This window comes from Bdellovibrio sp. BIS2 (assembly GCF_055398295.1).
Window position 1 is genome coordinate 2,512,402 of record NZ_AP035879.1, and the last position, 19,745, is coordinate 2,532,146.

The window sequence follows — 19,745 nt, forward strand, 5'->3', positions numbered from 1 at the left end:
TCACCTGCATAGAATGGCAACACTTTGAAGCAGAATCAAATCAATCTCACAAATCTCGATAGAATGTTTGATGACCTCGCGGACCATCACTGGGCCGTTGCCACCGAGGTTTTCTCACAGGATTTTTGTCAGGCGCTCGCCCACGAGTGTCAAAATCTGCACGCTGCCGGCGCTTTGAACAAAGCCTCCATCGGTCACTCTGCCACCAAGGCGGTGAACGCGGAAATTCGCGGTGATTTCACTCTGTGGCTGGAGCAGGACACGGGCTCGGATTTGCAAAAGCAGTTCCTGGCTCAGCTTGAAGTTCTGCGCCAAAAACTGAATGAGAATTTTTATTTGGGTCTCCAAAGATTTGAATCTCACTTTGCCCTGTATCCTCCCGGCGCAGGATATGATAAGCATATCGACAACCACCGCGGTTCCGGCGCAAGACGGATCACTTTCATCCTCTACCTCAATGCCCACTGGCAAAAAGGCGACGGAGGAGAACTGAGTTTGTACAGCCCCGAAGATGAAAACCTTCTGCTGGCGCAAGTGCAACCCCGCCTTGGAACATTGGTCCTTTTCCGCAGCGATCTCTTTCCCCATCAGGTGGAAAAGAGTCATTCACCCCGGCTCAGTCTGACTGGCTGGTTTAGGAACGACGCATCATGAAGTCATTGTTCGCAGAAGTAGTTTTCACTCGCATTCACGCCCGCATCACGGTTCTGATTTGTTCTTTGGTGGCGGCGGTTCTGGGCTTGATGGGTCCTTTCTTTCAGAAGGAATTCATCGACCAGTTGACCGGAGTCGAAAGCAAGCTGCACTTCATCCAGTTTGATCACACCCTGTCTTACATCATTGGCGCTTTCTTCTGTGTTTTGCTGGCCCAGGCTTTCTCGCAACTGACAAACTTCCTGAGTGTTCGCGAGGCCCTGCACATGCAAAAGGTCTTTGCCAAACGTCTTTACAACAAAACCCTGCACTTGCGTGTCGACACCATGAGCGGCCGCCCGGTGGGGGAAATTGTTTCCCTGTACGCCACGGACGTGCAAGGGGCCACGGTGTTTTTGGATCAGACCCTGCCCGCGGGTGCTTCCACGATATTCCCGCTGATTCTGGCGCCATTTGCAATTTCACTGCTGTTTGATATTCCTCTGTGGCCCACGGTGCTGATGATGCTGGGGATTTCCTGCTTAAACACGTTCATGGCATTTCGTCAGTCCAAGTTCTTTTTTAATTTCAAACAACTGGCGGCGGAACGCATTGGCCTGGTGAATGAGTGGATCCAGAACATCCGCACCATCCGCATTCTTAGCTGGACCCATCACTTTGAAAGCAACATCTTCGCCAAACGTGAAATCGAAACCAGCAACCGTGTTTCCATGGTCACCAACGGTCAGATGATGAACTCCATTTCCACCTCCATCACGTTCTTCCTGAATGTGGTGGCCCTGGCAACTTTGGTGTTCTATTCAAAGCACACCCTGACCAGTGGCGAACTTTTGGCACTGCTTTGGATTGTGGCGGTGTTCCTGACCCGCCCTTTCCGTCAAATGCCGTGGTTCTTTACTTTTGCCTTTGATTCCTGGACGTCCCTGCGCCGTCTGGAAGAATTCTTCTCGACACAAAACAATGAAACCGCGGAAAACTCCCAAGAGCGCCGTCAGGCAGAGCTGGCCGACAAGTACGCCCTGCAGGTGCGCGGCTTGAATCTGACTGTGGCCCAAAGAAAGATCCTGCGCAATGTGGATCTGGATATCGCCCACGGGGAGTTTGTCGCCGTTGTTGGCGAAGTGGGTGCTGGTAAATCCATGCTGCTGTTGTCGCTGCTAAAAGAAACCGGGGCTCATTTTGACTTCTATCATCTGGGTGGCAAAAACGCCCTGAAGATTTCTGTTGATGATGTTCGTTCGCACTTTGCCTATGTCCCACAGGAAGGCTTTATCATGAACGCCACCTTGCGCGAAAACGTGGCCTTCTTGTACGACATCGAAGCCGAGCGGGATCCGATGGTGGAGGAATCCCTGCGTCTGGCGCAGTTTGATCTGGACACCGAGCGCGTGGAAAAAGGTCTGAACACTGAGATCGGTGAACGCGGTGTGAATCTTTCCGGGGGTCAGAAACAGCGTGTGGGACTTGCGCGAGTACACTATCACGAAGCCCCGATCATGCTGCTGGATGACTGCCTGAGCGCGGTGGATGTCGATACGGAACATAAATTATTTGAACAACTCTTGCTGGGTGCCTGGGCGGACCGCACCCGTTTGCTGGTGACTCACCGTCTCAGTGCGCTTCACCGCGTGGACCGTATTTTGTTCATGGAAGACGGTCAGATTATTGATTCCGGTAGTTACGAAGAACTGCTGGCGCGCAACGAAAAATTCCGCGAATACACCACCAGTGTCGCCAAAGAAGCCACTGAAAAAGAATCCGCAAAGAAAGCGGAGGTGCCTCATGTCTAGTGCCCCTATCAAAGCCAAATACCTGAGCGACGGTGACACGAAAAAAGACGGCGGATACAACAAGAGCATTTATGAAACCCTGAAATTTGCCTACAGCCCGTTCTTCACGCGCATTGTCCTGTGTCTGATTCTGGGAATCACTGGACGTGGATTGCTGCTGGCAAACACCAACGTGATCGGCTATTGGGTCGATTCCATCGTTGGCAAAGAGAATATCTTGTCGGGCCTCAGCTCTGCCCAGTTGATCGCCCTGCTGGGTGTGATGGCCGTGACAGGTTTTATATTAACGATGACCTTCCGGGTCAGTTTTTCGCGCTTGTCGGCTCAGGCGATTTCCTCATTCTATGATGAAGTGACTTTGCGCACATCCCGCCTGCCGATGAGTTTCTTTGACAACACTCCGGCCGGACGAATCATCACGCGTTTCTCCAGTGACTATGGCAACGTCTTCCGTCTGTTCGGGGGACCTTTGGCCGAATTTATTTCGATCATCTTTGATCTGACCATGATGATCATTCTGATCACCGTGGCCAATCCGGTGTATCTGATCTTCGTGGTCTTTATCGCCTTGATGAACTATCTGATTTACAAACTGAATCAGGAAAAACTGCGCACGGCCCGTCGCGAACTGTCGGCCAGCCGCTCGCCCAGCATCGCGCACTTTGCAGAAACCACTCAAGGGGCCAGCACCATTCGCTCATTCCGCCGTCAGCAGTCCTTCAGTGAACGGTTTGAACGCCTGGACAGCCACTTCCTGACGCAAAAAATGGACACCACAAAAAGCCTGCTGAGCTTTTCCCTGCAGATGAACAGCCTGACCGCCCTGCTGCTTTTGGTGACGGGTGTGTCGGCTTACTTTATGATCGAAAAAGGCTGGGCGACGGTGGGTTCCGTGGGTGTGGCCTTTGCCTTTATCGCGCTTTCCGGAAACACCGTGCAGATGTTCTTTGAATGGTTGACCCAGTTTGAAGAAGCCATGATCGGCGTTGAGCGTCTGGATCAGTACATGCGCATGAACATCGAACAAGGCAGCTTGCTGCCTTCCAGTGCCACTTTTGCGACGGGCCATCCGACTTATTCCCCGAGCGTGGAAAAATATCTTTCCACCCGCCGCCTGACCGAAGAACGCAATGCCTCAGTGCAAGTGCAGGATGTGTGGTTCCGCTATCGCGAAGACCTTCCCTGGGTCCTGAAAGGTGTCAATTTTGACGTAAAAGCCGGCGAACGCCTGGGCATCGTGGGACGCACCGGGTCCGGCAAATCCAGTCTGATCCAAGCCCTGTTCTATCTGTACCCGATCGACAAAGGACAGATCGCCATCAACACGCATCAGCCTAAACTGACTGCGGCTGCCAACGGCGTCGACCTGAATCTGTATCGTAAATCCATGGCCTTTATTTCCCAGGAACCCATTCTGTTCCAGGGAACTTTGCGCTTTAACCTGGACATCGAAGGCACCCTGACCGAAGAAAAACTTCTTTCTGTTTTGGCACAGGTGGGCTTGCGTGACTGGGTGCTGGCTCAGCCCGGCGGCTTGGACATGCGCATTGAAGAACGAGGCAAGAACCTGTCACTGGGGGAACGTCAGCTTCTGTGCATGGCGCGCTGCCTGCTGCAACAGGCCCCGATTGTTATCATGGATGAGGCCACCAGCTCGGTGGATCCGCAGTCTGAAGAAATCATGGTCCGCGCGACAGAAGAGTTCTTCTCGGATCGCACCCAGATCATCATTGCCCACCGTCTGTCGACACTGGCAAAGTGTGATCGAATCTTATGGTTACAGAATGGCGAGATCAAAGCTTTGGGACCGACATCCGAAGTGCTGCCTCGCTTTAAAAATACAGAACTGGTCTAACAATTAGGGTTGCCCCTGCCGATGATAAGGGGTATTTCATCGGGCAAAGCATAATTCTTAAACTGGTGGGGCGACATGGACAGCAACAACAACCAGAACAACATCGAAGTCCAGGATCAAGACACAGTTCTCAGTCTGTCTGAGAGCTGGTCTGCCCTTAGTCCGGCTGAACGCCGTGAAAAATTCAAAGACCTGCCCCGCACCGAAGCCGAAGAGCTTTTCCTCAGTCTTAAGACCCACGATCAGGCCGAACTGATCGAAGAAGCGACTCATCTTGAAAAAAGATCCTGGATCCGCCTGCTGGCCCCCGATGACGTGGCCGATTTGATCCAGGAAATGGGTGGCGATCACCGCGAGGACATTCTGTCTTTGCTGGACCCTCAGACCAAACGTGAAGTCACGGCTCTGCTGGCTTACGCAGAAGACGCCGCCGGGGGCTTGATGAGTTCCCGTTTCGTGCGTCTGCGCCCTGACATGAGCGTGGATGAAGCCATCAGCTACATCCGCATTCAGGCGAAAACCCACGTTGAAACGATTTATTACGCTTACGTTTTGGACTCGGACCAGAAGCTTCTGGGTGTGGTTTCTTTCCGTGAGTTGTTCCAGTCTTCTCCGGAAAAGAAAATTGCCGAGATCATGCACACGGATGTTCTGAAAGTTCCCGTTGAAATGGACCAGGAACAAATCGGTCGCATTTTCTCGCAACAGGATCTGATGGCCGTCCCGGTTGTCGATGAAAACGGTATCATGAAAGGTATCGTTACGTTCGATGACGTGGCCACGGCCATTCAGGAAGAAGCGACGGAAGATATCCATAAAATCGGGGGTGTTGAATCCCTGGATGCTCCGTACCTGAAGATCTCGATGCTGGAGATGTTAAAAAAGCGCGGTGGCTGGCTGATGATCCTCTTCCTGGGGGAAATGTTCACGGCGACCGCCATGGCGTTCTTCGAGGACGAACTGTCCAAAGCTGTGGTGCTTTCCATGTTCATTCCTTTGATTATCAGCTCGGGTGGTAACTCGGGTTCTCAGGCTTCCACTTTGATTATTCGTGCGATTGCCCTGCGCGAAGTGCGTTTGCGTGACTGGTGGCGTGTTCTGGGTCGGGAGATCATGACCGGGGCCTGCCTGGGTCTGGTGCTGGGGGCAATTGGTTTCATTCGAATCATGCTGTGGCCGAATCGTGAAACCCTGTACACCGCCCACTACATGCAAGTGGGTCTGACGGTTGCAGCCAGCGTCGTGGGCGTCGTGTTGTGGGGAACTATTTCAGGCTCTATGCTTCCCTTCATCCTGAAAAAAGTCGGCTTTGACCCCGCTTCCGCATCCGCCCCGGCCGTTGCCACGCTGGTCGACGTCACAGGTTTGGTGATTTACTTCACCGCCGCCTCCTTCTTCCTGTCAGGCATCCTGCTCTAAAAGGTTCCTGGTTCTTTTTCAGGCCCACAGCGCAGCAAAAAAAAAGGGAGCCTTTCGACTCCCTTTTTATTTCTTATTTTTCACCACTCACTAAGTCTTGATTAAACCGCTGGTCCAATCTCGAATCATAGCCAGAGTTCCGGTTCGGGCATTTTCGAATGCCACCCCGTAGGCTTTGTTTTCTTCGCACCACACGACTTGCCCCTGCACCTCGATGACTTCGTGGCCATCCGGGCTTTGGATACGCATAGTGACGATACCGCCTTTTTCCAGAGCCTGATCCGTATTGAAGGACAGACCACCCTGGGAAATCGTGTTCACAGAACCCACCAGTTCACGGTCACCGACCTGAACGCGGATTTCAGAACTCATCTTGAAGCGCTCGTGTTTGCGGCGCGCTTTCGGATCACGGGCACGCAGAACCTGCCACAAGATCAAAGGCACCATCAACAATCCAAACACCACACCCGCAGCACCGCCGCCGGCGCCGCCCTGACCAGAGCCCGGGCCCTGGCTGACCACAGAGCGAACCAGACCACAACCGCCGCCGCCAGCAGCTCCATCAGAAGCGACACTTCGTTCTGACAGATAAGACGGTTTGTACGAAGGCTGGGAGGCCATTGTCGATGCCATGCTTTGCGCCCCGTTTAGCAGACTTAAAGCATCAATACGCGCACTGGAAGAAACAACTCCGTTCAGGGAATACACCTGATCTGCGGACTGCAATACCAGTTGTTTGATCTGATAACCGGAAAGACTTGTAGCTTCACGCAAAGCCAAAGCCGCCATGCCGGCCACAAACGGAGCAGCCATACTGGTTCCGGACATTTTCATCGTATCGTTCCCTGGAACGGTACTTTCAATGTATTCACCCGGACTGCCAATATGAACCGTGTAGCTGCCATAGTTCGAGAAGCCCGAGCGGTCATCCCACTTGGACGTCGAAGCCACCGCGATGTTGCTTGGAACATCGTAGTTGGCCGGATACATCGGAGCTGAGTCATTGTTGCTGCCATAGTTCCCGGCGGCAGAGACCACCAGCACATGATGGTCATACGCATAAGTGATCGCATCGTGCAAAGAGCGGCTGTAACTTGAACCACCCCAGGAGTTGTTGATTACACGCGCGCCGTTGTTTACTGCATAATAGATCGCTTTGATGGCATTGGCCGTGGAGCCCGAGCCCCCTGCCCCCAGGAATTTCAAAGGCATGATCTGGATTTTGGATTCAGCCAGAGGACGGGCAAAGATGTTCTGCCCGGCTCCAACGACAATCCCCGCCACGTGGGTTCCGTGGTCATCATCGTCATAGAAATTTCCGGTGTTGGAAATAAAGTTCCAGCCGTTGATGTCATCGACATAACCGTTCTGGTCATCATCCACGCCCGGAGTTCCGTTGGCTTCAATCTGATTGATCCACAGGGCTCCGGTACCGCCGGAGCTGTAAGGCTTAAATACGTCATGGGCCTTGTCCAGCCCCGTATCCACCACCGCCACGATCACCTTGCCGTGCGAGGAGTCCAAAGGCGACTGCTGAGCCCAGGAATCCGCAACCCGAGTATCGGCTGTGGACTGGGAATAAACCGAAGGATTGGAAGAAACATAGCCTGAGGCCACGACGTCTTCATAGGACAGACGCTCTACAGGACCGTTGGGTTCGATTTCGTTCTTCTTCAAAACAAAGTTGGGCTCAATATACTCAACGTCCGGATCGTTTTTTAAAGCCTCAAACAGGGCCTTTTCGTCCATGTCAGACTTCATGGAAACCTGGAAAACACCCAGGCCCGGGAAGGCGGCCTTAAAGTTGGCTTTCCCCTGCAGCTTGTTCTGCGCCAATCCAGGTCCTCCGGAAGAGGCCTTGAACTTGATCAGATACTCGCCAGGAACCACTTCAGGAGCTGACTGCGCCCCCGCATTCCACCCAATCAGAATCAATGAAATAAAAAGACCTCTTAGAATCGGCGTCACCGGTTCTCCTTTTCCACTCAGTTACTATTCGGCCGGAAGTCGAGGAGGATTTAGACAAATTATTTTTATTCTGTGCCTCACAGTGAGACAGCGTCAGAACTTGAAGACAGCGGGCTTAGCTGATATCTATTTAATGCCGATAGGTCATCAGAGAACAGGACATCTAGCTATGAAACAACTTCAGAAGATCTTCTTGCAGGGCCTCGTTACATTTTTGCCGATCGCACTGACAATCTATATCATTTACGCTGGCGTCGCGATTGTAGACAGTTTCCTAGGGGATGCTCTTCGCCAAATTCTGCCCATCTATATCCCAGGATTGGGCTTCCTGATCACGATTGTTCTGATTCTTCTGCTGGGTCTGATGCTGAACAACCTGCTGGCGGGCGGTATCTTTCAGAAACTCGAACAAAAGCTGACCAAAGTTCCCTTCATCAAAGCCATCTACAGCCCCCTGCGCGACCTGATGAATCTGTTTTCAAAAGGTGGCGGTCCGGGCGGATTGCAAAAAGTTGTCTTGGTCGATATTGGCGAAGGTGAAAACCCGATTCGTGCCATGGGCCTTGTGACCCGTGAAAGCTTCAAAGATGTTCCTGCCATTGAACAAAATGCCGGGGACCGCGTCGCTGTTTATATTCCAATGAGCTATGGTTTGGGTGGATTCACCCTGATGATCCCAAGAAATCGCATCACTCCGCTGGACATGCCGATTGAAAAAGCCATGAGTCTTGCCATCACCGGCTGGGTGAAGGCGGACAAAAACGAAGGCGAGAAAAAGTAATGTCTGATTCTTCTGAAAACACCCTGAGCAAAGCCCGTCGTATCAATCAGGACACCAGTCGTTATGGTGTGTTTGCGGAAATCGGCGCCGGACAAGAGGTGGCCCGTCACTTTTTCCAGGCCGGTAAAGCGTCCCAGACTATTGCGAAAACCATTTCCGCTTATGACATGGTTGTCAGCGATGACATCTATGGCAAAGAGGCCAACGGCCGCTACGTGTGCGAACCGCGTCTGTACAAGATGCTGGATCATGAATACAGTCTTTTGATCGACCGCCTGACTGGCCCGCGTGGCGCCACCTCCCGATTCTTTGCTTTGGCTAACACCGTGGCGACGGCCTCTTCCGGCAGCAACAAACAATCTCATGGCTGGATGGGTGTGCGTTTTCAATCGGAACCCGGCGGGCCGGCCAACGAAATCATTCTGCATGTGCGCATGCTGGATCGCCATCGTCTGCAGCAGCAGGAAGCCCTGGGTATCCTGGGGGTGAACCTTCTGAACTGCGCGTTCTATCATCTGGACAAGTCTGAGGACTTCATTCCCCTGCTGGCGGAAGGCTTGAAAGACGGTCAGATCATCATTGATGTTATCAAGTTCTCGGGTTCTGCCGTGAAGCACTTCGATGTGCGTCTGATGAATCTGGAACTCGTGCGCCGGGGTCTGGCGGAAGCCATCTTGTTCTCGCCGAAAAATGAGATCCTGAATGTGTCTGACGCCATCTATGGCAAGTCGCTATTGATTCAACGTGGAACCTATCGTCCGGTGACCGTGACTCACATGGATGTGCTGAAAAAAGGTCTTGAGCAGATGAAGGACGACGTCCTGAAAAGCGAGGGTAAAGCCCTGGAAGTTCTGCCGATCATGGAACTGACCATGCACAATCTGATCACGGACGGAAACGTCAATGAAAAGGATTTCCTGGAACGCGTAGAAACCCTGACCAGTCAGGGTGTGCATGTTATGATTTCCAATTTCTTCCTGTTCTATGGACTAAAGCGCTTTATCCGTCGTTACAACCCGCACTTTATGGCGCTGGTTGTAGGGGCAAGCCACCTGAACAAACTATTTACTGAAGAGCACTACAGCAACCTGCAGGGCGGCCTGCTAGAGGGCCTGGGTAAACTGTTGGAGCAAAAAACCAAACTGTACATTTATCCGCACAAGACACCAAACCTGTGTCTGACGGCGAAAAGCTTCTTCCCGTCCCCGCACCTGCGCCATATCTATGCTCATTTCATTGAAAACAAGCAGATCGTGGACATTTCCGGCTGCGATGAAACTGGCGACTATTTGCACTCTGCAGATGTGATGAAGATGATTGAATCGGGCGATTCCAAGTGGGAGCAACTGGTCCCGCCAAGCGCTCGCGATTTGATCAAATCCAAAAAGTTGTTTGGGTTGAAGTAGATCTCCTCATAGGGGATCTACTTCGCAATCGCCATTTCAATCTTTTCAAGGCGTTTGTTCATTTCCTCGTTCATGCGTTCCAGCTTTCTGATCTTAAGGTCTTTGGCGGCATTCTCAGCTTTCAAAAACTCTACCGTTTCTATATCCGCTTTCGAGGCAATTTGACGGGCTTGAATCTCATTGGCAGCCTTAACGTCTATAAGATCGCGATAAAGTTCCTGAACAGCTTTAATAAGTGGAGCGATCAGCTCCGTGTACCTGACACTGTAACTGTCGCTGTCTTCGTTGTGGGTCACAATCACATCACTGGACTCACCCTTAGCTTTGGCAATAGCCAGCTCTGCTTCCTGAGCAATGACTCCGTAATGCTCTGTAGCTCCTTGTTTTTCATCTATCCAGGTCCATGAAACAGGACGTAGAGAGTTAACAAAATCCAGTCCAAGATCAGAGTCTTTTACATTCTTTTTCAAACGAGCGTCGGAACTCACATCAGGGGCATTTGAGAGATAGATATTGTTCCATCTTAGCGTGCTGGATCCGATGTTCTTTGATGCCGTTATATCTGGAGTGATGTTACCAGCAACTTGCAGCTTCGAAGTTGGACCTGTAACACCAATACCAACATTTCCGACCGAGTCGACCCTTAGGCGCTCTGCACCATTCGTAGTGACCCCAAGAGTCGCTGTATTTGGAAAAAAGAGTCCCGCAGCAGAGCTTGATCCAATGGCATGCTCCAAAGCCGTACCATTGGGTAGAGTAATTGGAGTAGAATAGTAAGCACTCCACGGCGTGAAGCCGACAGCAAGAGTGCCATCTGTAATCACCCCGACTCCTTCACCACCATAGTGATACAATCCTGTATCAGAGTTGGCAGAAAACGAGATTGAAGGAACAGCCAGGCTTCCGTCGGCCACGCGTAAACCTCCTGCAACTTCAAGCTTTGCACTTGGGGTGATTGTCCCGATACCAACGTTTCCAGTGTCAAATTTCCCGAACATCAAAGGGGTTTTGGCTGTCATGGAATTATTGGCAATAATAAACGTATTCGATCTCTGGCCTCCATCAACGCCGGCCTTGTAGCCAAGGAAGACATTCCCATTCCCCGCCGTCAAACCTCCCGTATTTGCATTGTAACCGGCCTGGAAACCCAGCGACACCCCATAGCGAGACGCGTGAGCTTGAGCACCAACCCCAACAGCTTCTGACGTAGAGTTAGAATTCCATCCGATGGAAACACCACTCGCCGCTCCGTTGGCAAAATAACCCACTGCGGTCCCTTGGAAGTTGCCGTCCGCAGAATCCCCGACGGCGACCCCTGACGTCGGGGCATAAGAAGCATGACCGACAGCGACCCCGTTGGTAGCGCCATCTGCATACAAACCCACAGATGTGTTATCCGCAGCAAGAGTCAAGTTGGGAACTGTAGCACCCCAACCCGAGGAGATGTCCTTACAGTTTGCCCCGGCCTCATCACAAATCTCTGTCGCGCGAATGATGCCGTTCACATCCAACTTAGATTGAGGCGTCGTCGTGCCAATGCCGACATTGCCCGCAGAATTGATCGCAAATTGGTTCGAAAAACCATTAGTCCCAAACCGTAAGCTTCCACCGATCTCTCGATTACTGAAGACCACATCATTTGAGACATAATCCAGCAAAAACCCGTCGTTCACACCGTCGCCAACAGTGGCATTGGTCAGTTGAACTCCTCCACCACTGACGTGAAGTTTTCTTTGTGGACTTGTTAATCCCACCCCCACGCTCCCCGTGGTGTAGTAGATATTACTTCCCGAAGTCGTCCATTGAGACCCTGCTGGTATCGGCGAGTTACAAACCAATGAGCTGGTCCCATCAGAAGTACACATGCTGTTGGCTGTGATACCCGCGACACCAATTAAAGGAACGGCACCTGAACCCGTGCCGGTGTTTTTCGTTCCCGCCGTCCCGATTCCCAAAGCGGTTTGAGCACCCGCTTGTGTGGTCGCACCAGTTCCGCCATTTGCAATAGACAAGGCAGTGCCCGACCAATTGCTGTTGTTCACCGTTCCAGAAGTTGCAAGAGAACTCAAAGTCATCCACCCCAAATTGCCGGAACCATCCACGGACATCACCTGATTGGCTGCGCCTTGAGCTGCGGGCAGACGCAGAACATAACTCGTTCCGATCACGGTATTCGGCCCCGTCAAAGTGGCCGTGTTCGCAGTGGTCCCCTTGTAAGAAGTTCCTTTTGTATTATCGAATGTCAAATTTCCGGTGACCGTGTCACCGGCCTTATTCACCGGAGTGTAACCCAAGGCCGTAGTAACATCCCCAATGACCAAAGCAGATCCACTGGTCACGCGGCCTTGAGCATCCGTTGTGACTTTCGTATAAGTCCCGGCTGTACCCGTCGCCTTCAGTGTTGGATTCGGATAAGTGCCGGTCAAATCTCCCCCCGCAGATCCAGATGAAGCATCGTTCACGCAAGAAAAGCTTGTTCCATTGAACGTGACATACTGATTTGCACCGCAGGTCGGAATGGTTTTATACTCCAGGGCGCTTCCCGCCGCATTCATTCCCAGCAATTGATTAGCCGTACCTGCCGCGCTCAAGCCTGTACCACCTTTGGCCACAGGCAGAGTTCCCGTGACACCCGTACCAGCAAGACTGAGCTGAATGTCCTGACACTCAAACTTGTCTGTGATCGACGACCAACCCATTGTTTGGCTGGCAGTACAACTTGCAACATTAAACGCGGAGCCGGTTCCCAAGCTGTCTTTCAGTTCTGACAGCTTCACATAGTGGGGAACCCAACCCGTTCCATTCACATACTTCAGGAATTTTTGATCATCGATCGCCAGAGCTTTCGCCACAGGGATCTCGTTGATTTTTACAACTTTCGGATTTGGCAAAGTTCCGCTTAGATCCTGCCCCAAACTGGTAGACTCCTGAAAAGCCCCCGTCGGAAAGGCCACCCATTGCAATTTACCAGCACCATCAGTCTGTAAAACCATGTTGGCGTTCGCCGCATTTGTCATCGCGGGCCATTCAAGACTGTATCCAGCCCCGCCCGAGGGATAAGTGAAGGTTAAATAATTTGATCCATTCCAGATTTTTAGGTTTTGTCCGGCAAGATTCGTAGCCGAAACATTCGTGCTCTGCACATCCACAGTCAGGGTACCTGAGGTGATTTTATTCGCAGGTAGCGCCGGGATATCACTGTCAGCCAAGGTCGTTCCCGTCGTCACACGACCATATTTGTCAGTCGTAACTTTGGTATAAGTTCCTTGCGTATTAAGTTCTTCAAGGTTCAGAGTGGCTGCTCCTGCGGTGGCACCTCCGGCCAGACCGGCCCCCGCCACGACGGCGGTGATAGTTCCGCCACCGGCAACAACGGGCTGCCACGAGGCGTTCGTTCCATCCGTTTGCAAATAATAGTTGGTCTTTCCGGTTTGAATGGGAAGCAGATTCTGCAAGGCCGCCATTGAGGTTGTGGCTCCGGTACCCCCTTGGGACACGGGGACCGTGTAACCACTATCCAGACTCTGCGCCACGACCGCCGTCAAAGCGCTGGTGGCAGTGACTGTTCCATCCGGATTTACGTTGGATAATAGATTTTCAAGTTTCGTCGTTTGCGCCAGCACTTTTTCAAGATTGGTCTGTGTAACCCCTTTCAGCGGGTCCACCTGCAGGAAATCACTTTCCTCCTTACCGTTCAAGGTTTCGGAATTCACGGCATAAGCCATCGCACGCATATTAAAATCAGCAAGCACGGGGATGCCATTAACAGCCAAATCAATTCGAAATTTTCGAACCCCACTGCTTGCACCAGGATTGAAACTTCCACTGACACGCCCGCCCCCGGCCTCTATGCATTTTAATCCACTTCGAATCTTGGAATTATCCATAACCTCGGTCATCGTGAAACCAGGATCATCTCCATCCGTGACTCCCTGACCGATGACCAGATTGATGTAACCATTGACGATATTGACGGAACTGAACTCTTCTTCTCGTAAAATACAATTGTTCGCAGACAGGACCAATCCCCGCACGCTGACACCTGCGGCAGAAGGATAGTCCCCGTTGGGAAGTTTGATCACCCCCTGGAAGCTGATGCCTTTATGGGTTCCCCCCGCAGCCAGCGTGGATTGACCTGCAAAACAGACTGCAATGGCACACCAATGAATGAATTTATTCATAGAACGCCCCTTCAATAACAACATTATTTGTCAGCACCTTTTGCTCGGAAATTTCGCCAAAAGCTCCGCGAACAACAACGCCACTCGCGGTCGTCACCACTTCGGACGCCACAAAATCCGGCTCGACTCTTTGGGCATCCACAACTGAGTTTTTATTCAAGTCGATGATCGAAGCCTCGATTCCGCAACCAACAAGAAAAGCTGCGGCAATCATCGCAGTAATGCATCTAAAGAAATCGGCCCTGCTGCAAACGTCCATAAGCCACCTCACATAAATGTATCGGAAAGGTATTCATGGTATCTGAGGCTTGGCCCCCAAATTGCGCTCCCCCCAAGAAAACGTGGGAGCACCATCATCTGTGACTTCCAACAAAGTAATGACATCGTCGGTCGCCTTAACTATAAAAGAATCAATGGCGCCTCATTTGATTTTAAAAAGAATTATTAAAGAGAAGCAGTCCCACAATCCTCGGGTGTCGTTGCGACGTATTGCTGCAAGAATGGGTATTTCCTCGGGGCGACTTTCAGAAATTCTTAGTCAGAAACGCCCCCTAACCACCTATTACGCGGATAAATTTTGCGCTGCACTAAATCTGCCCGAATCGGACGTCAATGAGTTGAAGACGTCTATGGCAAAGCCCTTGGATAAGCAGGCTTTTGGCCCCATTTTGGAAGAGCATATTGTCGAAAAGCTCGCCGACTGGAAACCCTATGCCCTGCTAAGTTTCCTTCAGACAATTATCTATTCCTCGATTCGTCATCAAAACAGCACCAGCGAAGCACAAGTCCTAGAAATATCAAAACGAATGAATCTGCCTTCTGCAGAGATCACAGTTTTACTTGGGGCCCTAGAGCAGGCGGGCCTGGCCAAGTGGGACGGCGACGGCTGGCGCCCCACGCATCAAGAGGCTACGACCGGGTACGACATTCCCAGCCACGCGCGAATGCAGGGACTTATTGCCGACTTGCACCTGGCTCAAGAAAAAATCAAGAATCTCAATGTCCATGAGCGTGACTTCAGCTCCATGACACTGACCATGGATCCCAAGGACATTCACAAGGCAAAAAAGTTGATCCGTGATTTCCGCAGGAACTTCGTGCGCATCATGGAAAAGGGTTCCAAAAAAAGCGTTCATCAGATCAGCATCCAGTTCTTTCCGATTGTCAGCTCAGATACACCGTCGAAGGAGTCTCTATGAAAAGTCTGATTTTTATTTTGTTGGCCTTCTCCAGCAAGTCCCTGGCCCTCGATTCCCGTCCACAGGGCTATGAAAGAGGCAATGGTGGATTTTTGATGACCTGCTCAAGCCAGAGCTTTTTGGGAGCTGGCGTATTCTCGGTGGATCACATCGAAGCCACTTACCTGCATACGTTGCCTGCCGCCGAATCACTGAAGCTTTTGCGAGATGAAGTCGAAGTGGTTCGTTATATCCTGAACAAGCTGCACACTGTAAATCCAACCAGAGCCAACCTGTACACCCAGTGGCTTCAGGAACTTTTAAGCTCTCGGGAGTTTGTAAAGAACTTTACCTTCATTCCCCTGCCCGATAGCAGCACCACCATGATTCCGGAGCACTGCAAACAGGAGCAGGCAGCCATATTCATCACCACACCTGGAAAATCCAAACTGCGTTTCCTGTTCAATCAAAACCTGTGGGAACAAGCCTCCACCCTGGACCGGGCTTACCTGCTACTGCATGAGCTGATCTACCGTGAAGCCCTACTTAGCGAAAATAACCACGCCAACTCCGTCGCCGCAAGATACTTGAATGCCTGGCTTTTTCATTCAGTTGAAGACCTCAACCAGCAGGATCTGCTGGAGCTGCTACGTTCGCTGCATTTTTCACGTGGCGACTATAATGGTGTGACGTTAAGACTTTTTGTCCGAACACCCACCGGAAACTTCACGGGTGTTCGTCTGGCACCTATTATTTATTTCCCTGATTCTAACAAAATCCGCGTGGCTCCCCTGGCGGATTCATTTATGGTTCGCATTGGCGAAGACATCTTCCACAGAGTCTGCAACGAAAGCTTTATCAATGAGAAGTTTCCAAGCTTTGTAGAGTTTTACCCTTCGGGGAAAATAAAAAAAATGGTGTTTCAGTCGACAGACGGAAACGTCCCGCACAGCTACACTCCGGGATACCTAAAGACCCAATGCTCTTACAAAGGAAAGAACAAACTTGAATTTAATGAAAATGGGGAACTGACAAGTGCATCCTCGGTCCCTGAATCTCTGAATGATGCTTATCTGGCGGACGCAGACTAGGAAGCCTAAAAAAAAAAAAAAATGGCAGACATCCTTTCCATGTCTGCCATTTTATCATTTAATTTTTTAGAAAGTCTCGCAGCGGATAGACCCCACACAGTAAGATGGGTGCACCTGATCGCCACATTGTTTACGAGTATTGTATTCAGCCTCTATCAATGATTTCCCCTCCCCTTTGAAAGTTTTTGCGTAACCTGTATCAGTCAACATACAAATAGCGCCTGCAATCGGACGATCCTGACGTGGGTCAGAACACTTCACCGCCCCTTGGCAGTAGCTGGAATGAACCGCTTTGCCGCAGGCTTCGCGAGCCGCAGCTTCCGCTTCAAGCTTTATACGCCCCTTACCTAAAAAGACTTTGCTGTATCCGGTGTCGGTCACCATGCAGGCCACCTCCGCAGCCACCGGAGGGTAAGGTTCCGGTCTTTGATTGTACTCCAGATTGGAAACGCGCTGGTTGATCTGGCTGATGATGCCCTCCAGCTGATTCACGCGGGTTTCAAGGATGCGGATGCGCTCCAAAGAGCGTTCCTGACCACGTTCCTGCGCACCTGCGCTGTTAGCAAAAAGGAAACAGGCAGCAGACAGACCCAATACCAAAGAATTTCTAATAAGTGACATCACAAAGACCCCCAGGTGTTTTACCTCTTCGCCCCATCGAAGAAGGTGAAAACAACCAGAGCAAGATCAGGGCCAACGCTTTCGGTGTCAGAGTGCCCCCAAAAACAAAAAGCAGCGGCATTTCTGCACGCTGCTTTTTACATACTTTTTCAAGATAAAATTACTTGGACGCGCGGGAGTTCAGGAACTCAATCAGACACTGAACCGGCTGACCGCTGCCGCCGCTGGCAAGCAAAGCCCCATGAGCTTTGTCCGTCCACGCATACACATCCAAGTGCGCCCATTTCTTTCCGCGCACGAATTTTTGCAGGAACAAGGCCGCAGTGATAGCCCCACCAAATCCACCACCGGAATTTTTGCAATCCGCAAATGGTGAAGACAGGTCACCCCAGTACTTTTCAAACAAAGGCATGCGCCAGTTCAGGTCCCCGGAACGCTGACCCGCTTTAGTCAAAGCAGAAGCCAGTTCATCATCGTTCGAGAACAGACCCGCGATTTCGGCCCCTAGGCCCACCTTGATAGCGCCCGTCAGGGTCGCCACGTCAATCACCAGCTCCGCTTCTTCCGCACCTTTTTGCGTGCAGGCCACATCCAAAACATCCGCCAGAACCAAACGGCCTTCGGCATCAGTGTTGTCGATTTCAACTTTCATCCCGCTGCGGGCCGTGATCACATCACCCGGACGGAAGGATTTTCCATCCACCGCATTTTCAGCCAACGCCAGATAGAAATCCAAAGGCCCCGGATAGTTGCTTTCCGCTGCCCACTGAGCAAGAGCAATCACGCTTGCCGCGCCACCCATGTCTTTTTTCATCAGGCGCATTGCAGAGCTTGGTTTGATATCCAAACCGCCCGTGTCAAAGGTGATCCCTTTACCGACAAAGGCCACCGGCTTCAAAGAAGACTTCTTCGCCGGACGGTATTTAAGATGAACCATGCAAGGACCGTTTTCCGCGCCCTGTCCCACGGCTACATGCAGACCCATTTTTTCAGAAACCAGTTTTTTGGTGTCCCAAACAGTGACTTTGGTGTTTTTCGGGAAGCCCAGGCGTTTGGTCGCCATTTCCGCGAAAGATTTCGGATTCAGATCGTTCGGTGGCAAGTTCACCATGTGACGGGCCACGTTCACCGCGCGGGCACGCAGCATCGCATCCTTCACCACAGCCTTGTCCCAGGACCCCAGGGATTTTCTCAAAGCCACTTTTGGCAGATCGGTCAGTTGCTTGCCGTCAACAAACTGACGGAAGTTGTAAACTGCCACATCCATCCCCACCAAGGCGCCCAGATCCTGAGCCCCTTCGGTGCCATGGAATTCCATTTGAACACCTTTCAGGTGGTGCGCTTTCAACTGACTTACCAAAGTTCCGAACTGATCGCGGGCCCAGGAGTAAGCCGCTTCATCAATCAGACCGTCATGGCCAACACTCGCTTTTTTACGCGGGCGCAGAATCCAAACCGGGCCCTTGCTTCCTGCGAAATAAACGACCTCACGGTCGTTCTGTTTCAGGGACTTTGCCTGCCAGTCCAACGCGTGTTCTTCAATCAAAGAAGCGAACTTTGCAGAGTCATCCACTCCCAGGAAATAGACAAAGCCTGTCATTTCATTTTTTACTTTAAGTTCTTTTCCGAAGTCGAAAGTTTCAATCCAGGAATGGAATTGAAGCTTCCCCGCCGCCTTTGCTGCTGGAGTCGCTTTTTTAGCCACTTTAAATCCTCACTTTTAGTTTGTGATTAGGGTGATATTCCGTAGAATCATAATATGACGTGGACAGAGACCACAAACCTAAAATTTTGCTTACTCAATGCAGAGAACCTGTTTTTGATGTTTGATGGAATCCCCTCCAAGGATGCTCTGAACCTGAAAGAAGCTCACTGGCAGCGTCTGTCCACCTCGGTTTATGAAAACAAACCCCTGAAAAAGACTCAGGATATCGCCAAAGCCCTGAAAGAGATCAATGCCGACATCATCATGCTGTGCGAAGTGGGCGGTTTGGAGTCACTGAATAACTTCAACCTTCTCTTTATGGATGAGGCCTATTCCCCTTGTCTGATTGAGGGAAACTCGGAACGCAATATCGACGTGGGTTTTTTGATCCGCAAAGGACTGCCGTTCTATTTTGACCTTCAATCCAACAAGCACCGCCTGATCAATTACCTGTACCCGCACGAACGCGAAAGCCTGACCCACGGCTATCCGGTCAAGGGCGGCAAGATCACCACCAGCCACAAGTTTTCCCGGGATGTCGTAGAGCTGAAGCTTTTCAAAACTGACCGGGACAAACCCTTCATGATCATCCTGCTGACGCACCTAAAATCCCGCCTGGATCCAGAACGCATTGATCCGAACGGTTTTGAGCGCCGTCAGGCCGAGCTGCGCACTTTGATCGAAATCTATCAGGAACTGGAAAAGACCCATCCACAAGTGCCCGTCATGGTCGCCGGGGACTTTAACGGAAACGCCAGCATCACCGGAACGGATGAGGAGTTTAAAGACCTTTACACCCTCACCTCACTGCGCGACGTGTTGGAAGTGGCGCAACTGGAAGCCGAGCAGCGTGCGACCTTTTATCAAGTCCGAAACTCCTCGCGGGCCGACGGACGACAGATTGATTTTGTTTTTATCCCACCTCTGTTGCAGCCCTATCTGAAGCCGGCGTCAGCTTATGTGCATCGTTACAAAGACGAGTTCGGCATGGCTCACGACATTCCCCGCAATATGGATGCCAAATTAAGTCTCCCCTCGGATCATTATCCACTGGTGTTCGAAATTGAGAAGCTTCCTTTGAAATAAGAAGCCAACA

14 protein-coding genes are annotated in these 19,745 nt (G+C 51.3%); 9 read left to right on the forward strand and 5 right to left on the reverse strand.

From position 1 onward, the window contains the following. Positions 1-24 precede the first annotated feature (24 nt). The 4 genes from ACZ520_RS12045 (at position 25) to mgtE (ending at position 5,718) form a co-directional block, all read left to right on the forward strand. The gene (locus tag ACZ520_RS12045; RefSeq protein ID WP_464125724.1) at positions 25-654 is read left to right on the forward strand and encodes a 2OG-Fe(II) oxygenase; all 630 of its coding nucleotides are present in this window, start codon (positions 25-27) and stop codon (positions 652-654) included. Next, positions 651-2,444 (forward strand): ABC transporter ATP-binding protein, encoded by a 1,794-nt coding sequence (locus ACZ520_RS12050; RefSeq protein ID WP_088564804.1) that lies wholly within the window; start codon positions 651-653, stop codon positions 2,442-2,444. The genes ACZ520_RS12045 and ACZ520_RS12050 overlap by 4 nt, the downstream gene beginning before the upstream one ends. Further along, complete coding sequence (locus tag ACZ520_RS12055; protein ID WP_464125726.1) at positions 2,437-4,299, forward strand: ABC transporter ATP-binding protein; 1,863 nt, start codon at positions 2,437-2,439, stop codon at positions 4,297-4,299. The genes ACZ520_RS12050 and ACZ520_RS12055 overlap by 8 nt, the downstream gene beginning before the upstream one ends. Positions 4,300-4,374: 75 nt before the next feature. Next, positions 4,375-5,718, forward strand: coding sequence for a magnesium transporter (mgtE, locus tag ACZ520_RS12060; RefSeq protein WP_088564802.1), 1,344 nt, complete (start codon positions 4,375-4,377; stop codon positions 5,716-5,718). A gap of 90 nt (positions 5,719-5,808) precedes the next feature. Here mgtE and ACZ520_RS12065 read toward each other — a convergent pair whose 3' ends face one another. After that, positions 5,809-7,686, reverse strand: coding sequence for a S8 family serine peptidase (locus ACZ520_RS12065; RefSeq protein ID WP_464125729.1), 1,878 nt, complete (start codon positions 7,684-7,686; stop codon positions 5,809-5,811). Between the two features lie 169 nt (positions 7,687-7,855). On the opposite strand from ACZ520_RS12065, the gene ACZ520_RS12070 reads away from it, so the two are divergent. Next, on the forward strand, positions 7,856-8,467 hold the full coding sequence (locus ACZ520_RS12070) for a DUF502 domain-containing protein (protein WP_088564800.1): 612 nt from the start codon (positions 7,856-7,858) through the stop codon (positions 8,465-8,467). Next, positions 8,467-9,873, forward strand: coding sequence for a hypothetical protein (locus ACZ520_RS12075; protein WP_088564799.1), 1,407 nt, complete (start codon positions 8,467-8,469; stop codon positions 9,871-9,873). Before ACZ520_RS12070 ends, ACZ520_RS12075 begins: the two co-directional genes overlap by 1 nt. Positions 9,874-9,890: 17 nt before the next feature. On the opposite strand, the gene ACZ520_RS12080 is transcribed toward ACZ520_RS12075, so the two are convergent. Both ACZ520_RS12080 and ACZ520_RS12085 read right to left on the reverse strand, forming a co-directional pair. Then, entirely contained in the window at positions 9,891-14,054 is a 4,164-nt protein-coding gene (locus ACZ520_RS12080; protein ID WP_464125732.1) for a tail fiber domain-containing protein, read from the reverse strand. Then, positions 14,047-14,268 (reverse strand): hypothetical protein, encoded by a 222-nt coding sequence (locus tag ACZ520_RS12085; RefSeq protein WP_011164950.1) that lies wholly within the window; start codon positions 14,266-14,268, stop codon positions 14,047-14,049. Before ACZ520_RS12085 ends, ACZ520_RS12080 begins: the two co-directional genes overlap by 8 nt. Before the next feature lie 199 nt (positions 14,269-14,467). Between ACZ520_RS12085 and ACZ520_RS12090 the strand changes: the two genes are divergently transcribed. Both ACZ520_RS12090 and ACZ520_RS12095 read left to right on the forward strand, forming a co-directional pair. Next, the gene (locus ACZ520_RS12090; protein ID WP_464125734.1) at positions 14,468-15,253 is read left to right on the forward strand and encodes a TIGR02147 family protein; all 786 of its coding nucleotides are present in this window, start codon (positions 14,468-14,470) and stop codon (positions 15,251-15,253) included. Then, positions 15,250-16,323, forward strand: coding sequence for a hypothetical protein (locus ACZ520_RS12095; RefSeq protein WP_464125736.1), 1,074 nt, complete (start codon positions 15,250-15,252; stop codon positions 16,321-16,323). Before ACZ520_RS12090 ends, ACZ520_RS12095 begins: the two co-directional genes overlap by 4 nt. Positions 16,324-16,389: 66 nt before the next feature. Here the strand turns inward: ACZ520_RS12095 and ACZ520_RS12100 are convergent, their stop codons facing one another. Continuing rightward, positions 16,390-16,944 (reverse strand): hypothetical protein, encoded by a 555-nt coding sequence (locus tag ACZ520_RS12100; protein ID WP_038449782.1) that lies wholly within the window; start codon positions 16,942-16,944, stop codon positions 16,390-16,392. Between the two features lie 160 nt (positions 16,945-17,104). Continuing rightward, the gene (locus ACZ520_RS12105) at positions 17,105-18,649 is read right to left on the reverse strand and encodes a M17 family metallopeptidase (protein WP_464125738.1); all 1,545 of its coding nucleotides are present in this window, start codon (positions 18,647-18,649) and stop codon (positions 17,105-17,107) included. Between the two features lie 117 nt (positions 18,650-18,766). Between ACZ520_RS12105 and ACZ520_RS12110 the strand changes: the two genes are divergently transcribed. Then, on the forward strand, positions 18,767-19,735 hold the full coding sequence (locus tag ACZ520_RS12110) for an endonuclease/exonuclease/phosphatase family protein (RefSeq protein ID WP_464125740.1): 969 nt from the start codon (positions 18,767-18,769) through the stop codon (positions 19,733-19,735). Positions 19,736-19,745: the final 10 nt, after the last annotated feature.